A 4622-nucleotide genomic window follows, 5' to 3' on the forward strand; every position below is an offset into this window, starting at 1 on the left:
AGATTTTGAGGACTCTAATTCCTATAACTAGCAAGTAATTAAAGGAAATATTTTTAATCAAATAAGTTTGGTATTCGATTAAATTTTTTCCTTGATAAATAAGCCATCCATTAATTCCTGCCACTAATAGACATAGTAGTAAACAACTTACAGTTAAGAATATCTGAATATTTTGGTAGATAAATTCAACCTCTTTTTTCTTTTTTTTGACTGATGATACTTGTATTAATTGTTTATATGCTCTGCCGACAACAAATTTAATTGCTACAAATAAACATATTATAAATACGATTTCAACTCCAGTTCCAATGAGACTGTTCATATCAATTTTAATGAAGTTACTAATATTAATTTTAGGGTTCATAATTGTTTTCCTTGAATAAAATAATTGGAGAGTTGAAAATAATTATTGTAAATAATCTACAACAGCTTGAGCGATCGCTTCACTACCATTTTTATCTAATTTTTCAGATTTACGAGGTGGTTGTAAGGGTCGTCTGAGAAATTCCCAATCACCATCAAAAAATTCTGTTGGAGGTAAAATTTGATGATAACTATAATCTTGAATACCTTCTAACAATAACTTTGATTCGGCAAAACCTTCTCTGACTAATGACAAAATAGGTGTTTCTAAACGTAAAGCTTCAGCAAAGGTGCTATACCCTGGTTTAGAAATAATCCTGCCACAAATCGGCATCAAATCTACTGGGCGAATATTTGGTGAATTTTTATCTATTTTTTCAAATTCTTTTCTGACATTTATTAGATTAGGAAGTTCAGGGGTATTACTATCAAATGTAATAAATTGCCAGTCAGGAAAACGAGAAAGATTTTGATAGGGAATCTTGTCTAAACCCAAACCGCCAAAAGTAAGTAAAATAGTTTTTTCTTTGTCTGTATGAATATTAAATTTTGCTTGAATTTCTTCTGGTTGATAACGTGGAGTTCCCCCAGTCAAACCAACATCAACAATATTAGGAAAAGCGCCCATAGATTCATGGAGTGGGAGACGAAATAAACAGTCACACTGCCCAAAACATTCTCCTATCCAATCAGCAATTTCTAGAAATTCACCACCCCAAGGACGATAAATAAAATCCCAACCAAAATTATTCAACATCCAACCAGGAATATCGGCAGCTTGAGCAATTTTAGCAGCAAGTGGCGGAATATCTGCTAATAATAAATCTACTCGATTTTGTTTAATAAAATTTACTTCTCCAGCAATAATTGACCGTTCTTTACTCCGAATTTCTTTCAATTTTTCTAGGGTAGTTTGTTTATCCATTGTGATACTGTCTGATTGAATAACTCCCACATCAAAAGCACGGGGACGATAAATAAAATCACCAGAAATATAAGATTCTAATAACCAACGGGGAGCAGTTGTCACCATAATTAATAAAACATCTGGACACATTTTTTGCACCAGATTAGCAACTGATGATATGGGTACAACATGACCAAATCCATGGTTAGTAATAGCAATATATAAGGTAGGTCGAGGCATGAGATTTTTTCAATTAAAGATTAATACTATAGCAATTCCCAAAAAGCGTGAGGTACAAAATTCTAGGTTTTAGGCAACAGGCAACAGCTCATCTGGCAACAGGGAAGAAAGATAAAAGTACCTCACGCTTACTGAGAAACGCTATATCCTATAACAAATTTCTATAGCATTCATTAGTAATATGCTCATAAAAAGTAAAGTATTTTATTATAATTAGAGTGCTATTCAACTAAAATATTACCAGTTATGTTTTTTTTTTCTAAAAAAGCTAATTTTTTTGTAATATCAATTTTGAGTAAGGAGCTGTTTGTAAACAAAAGATTAAGTGGGGTTTGTGGTGGCACACTTACCATTTCTGGAATCATTGTCGGTTTCAAACCTAACCCACCATGTGCTGTGGGATAGTGCTTTATGTAACACACTTCACACCCTACGCGATCTAATATTTATTTGATAAATATTCTCTAATAGGAGTAGAAAATCCAGAAAAAAACTTATTGATAGTTTCAAAAATATCCAGTCTACATCTGGTCAGATTTATATTAAAAATTTCACAAATAATATCAAATCCGGTAGCATCGGTGTAATTGGATAGTTAATCTAGGAGTCAGGAGGGAAGAGAATGCGCGAAACATTTGCTCTTGGATGAAGATGAAAATTTTTTTTATACCGAACCCGAGCGGATTTGATATAAACCCAATTCTCAAGCATCTATTCTTTTAGTAGAACATACTTTGATTAACCTTAATGATATTTTTTAATATATTTGAATTATCAAAATATTGAGTAATACTTCACAGTCATAAAGATAAAAATACTAATTTTAAAATGTTGTCTAATCATCCAGAAAAAATAATTTTTGACGCAGAAAATCAGCAAGATTTAGATAGTAAAACTACTACACAACTGATAGATTTATCTTGTCTAGATATCCAAATTCCAGCAATCATTAAAAGAATTGAAATAGATACTTATGGTGAAGTATTAGTCAAACGTCTTAAAGCTATGGGAGTTGTGCCAGAAAAACAAATAATGGTGTTACGAAAAAGTTGCTTTTGCGGACCACTTCATATCAGAGTAGGTATCAGTACAGAATTAGCAATTAGGAGAGAAGAAGCAAAAACAATTTTTGTAAAACCGCTAATTTTATAAACGAAGGCAGAAGGCAGAAGGAGACAGGAGACAGGAGACAGGAGACAGGAGACAGGAGGTAAGAGGGAAGATGTGGGGAGAAATAATACAAAAAATTCAACACTCCTTCTTCAGATTTTTCCTCAAAATTAATGCGCGAAAAGACTTGACTACCATAATTATATAGGCCTTGCTGATTAATTATAAAAGTATTGACTGAAATTGGTTTTAGCGTTTTAGAGTTGAAAAAAGTACCAGCTTTTCGGTGGCAAGAGCTGCATAAAGCTAGTATTTTGGGATGATTATGGCAGAAAAATTGAGAGACAATTCTTAACTCCTACCTCCTCGCTCCCGATCCATTTCTCCTGTCTTCCCCTCCACGGTCGGGGGAGGGGCGAGGGGTGGGTTGTCTCCTGTCTCCTGTCTACTACCCCTACTAAAAAACTTTCCATACGCAAACCCTATATCCCACATTCCGCACGTCAATTTGTAGCATTAAAAGTAGTATATAAATCCGTAGCTTGGTAGGTATTTATACTATGCAAATCATCTCAATTACTTTTTTCGTCGATCATGCTTCCGAGTAAATAATTAAGCATAAATACTTGCTTGATCGTGTACTCGATCGCGGCAGCTATGATTTTCTTCTAAAATTCTGTCTCCTGTCTCCTGACTCCTGACTCCTGATTCGATACTACATTTTGTGGTGCGGAATGTGGGCTATATAGATCTCAAATGGGTTCTATATAAATCAAAAGGGGCAGCTAAAATGCCACCCCAAAAAATTCTCTCAAATTCTGTTTTAGACTACAGTTATCTAACGATAAAAGTTGTTGACCCTATTTACCATATTATTCTTGATAAATAAAACCGCTACATCCCAATAGCGATCGTCTGTATCTTTAATATCGCACTTAATTTTCCATTCTTCATCCTCAACAACAGGCATGATCGTCAATGCTGAAGCTTTGTGTTTTTGCTTTGCTCCGGAATTAAATCCCGCAATAACTGCAGTCCATTCTGACGCTGAATATCCAGTTTTGATTGTGGGATTACCTTTGACCTGATAAATCCGATATTCCATAGGTTTTTGGGTAGTATCAGTTTCGTCAGTCGTTGATTTGGCGTCTGTTTCACCAGTCGTTGATGTGGTAGCAGGTTGATTTACTTTCATTAGTTCGTTAATTTCCTCTTGAGATAACACTCGGTCATAAATTCGCAGATGAGCAACTTTACCCTCATAGAACCCATAACCACAACCCAATTTAATTTGAGTAATTTGACTTAATTCTTGATATTTACCTGTAACAGTTTGCCACAGACTACCATTGAGATAGATTTTCATCTCACCGGTAGTAATATTCTTTGTAAATACCCAGTGATTCCATTTACCCTTAAAATCAGAGACTTGAGCTAATTGTTCAATTCTGTCAAAAGAAGAGGTTTTATTTCCACAATCAAAGTATACGGTACTGTCTGACCACGGTAAGTGAATATTAACTACCCTGTTATTAGTTTTATCTTCTGCTAACAAGATAGAGCTTTGTTTGGGTAGAGACTCTCCGCCATTTGCCCAAAAACTAATTGTGACTTCATTAGTTTCGGGAATAGCGGTTGGGGGTAGTTCGATATAATCATCTACTCCATCAAAACCTATACAGTCGCCAAAGTTAGGGTCAGCTATGACTTCAGCACCATAAACTTTGCCATTGAGTGTTCCGTCTGAAGCATCAACTACTTCTTTTTCTTTTGCTGAGTTTTCTACTATTTCATTGAGCGGGAGATGGAGGTGTAAACCACTATTTATATCTATAGGTTTAGGAGTTTGATCCGTTGTTGATGTGCTATCTGTTTCACCAGTGGTCTCAGTCTCATCCGTTGTTGATGTGCTGTCGGTTTCACCAGTGGCATCAGTCTCATTCGTTGTTGATGTGCTATCTGTTTCACCAGTGGTCTCAGTCTCATCCGTTGTTGATGTGCT

6 protein-coding genes are annotated in these 4622 nt (G+C 35.1%); 1 reads left to right on the top strand and 5 read right to left on the bottom strand.

Annotated features, from left to right (window positions below):
• The 3 genes from F6K18_RS34495 to F6K18_RS34505 form a co-directional block, all read right to left on the bottom strand.
• On the bottom strand, positions 1 to 364 hold a 364-nt coding region (locus F6K18_RS34495), incomplete at its 3' end, for a hypothetical protein (protein ID WP_287527639.1).
• A 42-nt stretch (positions 365 to 406) separates the two neighbouring features.
• The gene (locus tag F6K18_RS34500; protein WP_287527640.1) at positions 407 to 1510 is read right to left on the bottom strand and encodes a glycosyl transferase; all 1104 of its coding nucleotides are present in this window, start codon (positions 1508 to 1510) and stop codon (positions 407 to 409) included.
• A gap of 221 nt (positions 1511 to 1731) precedes the next feature.
• Positions 1732 to 1932 carry a hypothetical protein gene (locus F6K18_RS34505; protein WP_287527642.1) on the bottom strand — a complete coding sequence of 67 codons (201 nt, stop codon included), beginning with the start codon at positions 1930 to 1932 and terminating at the stop codon, positions 1732 to 1734.
• Between the two features lie 406 nt (positions 1933 to 2338).
• Here F6K18_RS34505 and F6K18_RS34510 point away from each other — a divergent pair, with 406 nt between their 5' ends.
• On the top strand, positions 2339 to 2662 hold the full coding sequence (locus F6K18_RS34510; RefSeq protein WP_287527644.1) for a FeoA family protein: 324 nt from the start codon (positions 2339 to 2341) through the stop codon (positions 2660 to 2662).
• A gap of 281 nt (positions 2663 to 2943) precedes the next feature.
• Here F6K18_RS34510 and F6K18_RS34515 read toward each other — a convergent pair whose 3' ends face one another.
• Complete coding sequence (locus tag F6K18_RS34515) at positions 2944 to 3093, bottom strand: hypothetical protein (protein WP_287527647.1); 150 nt, start codon at positions 3091 to 3093, stop codon at positions 2944 to 2946.
• Positions 3094 to 3458: 365 nt separating this feature from the next.
• A partial coding sequence (locus F6K18_RS34520) for a LamG domain-containing protein (protein ID WP_287527649.1) occupies positions 3459 to 4622 on the bottom strand: 1164 nt, incomplete at its 5' end.

The organism is Okeania sp. SIO2C2 (genome assembly GCF_010692625.1).
Classification (GTDB): Bacteria; Cyanobacteriota; Cyanobacteriia; order Cyanobacteriales; family Microcoleaceae; genus Okeania; species Okeania hirsuta.

Bases quoted from the DNA above. Each gene is read 5' to 3' on its own strand.
- F6K18_RS34500 (WP_287527640.1), bottom strand. From the start codon at position 1,510: ATGCCTCGACCTACCTTATATATTGCTATTACTAACCATGGATTTGGT.
- F6K18_RS34510 (WP_287527644.1), top strand. From the start codon at position 2,339: ATGTTGTCTAATCATCCAGAAAAAATAATTTTTGACGCAGAAAATCAG.
- F6K18_RS34515 (WP_287527647.1), bottom strand. From the start codon at position 3,093: ATGGAAAGTTTTTTAGTAGGGGTAGTAGACAGGAGACAGGAGACAACC.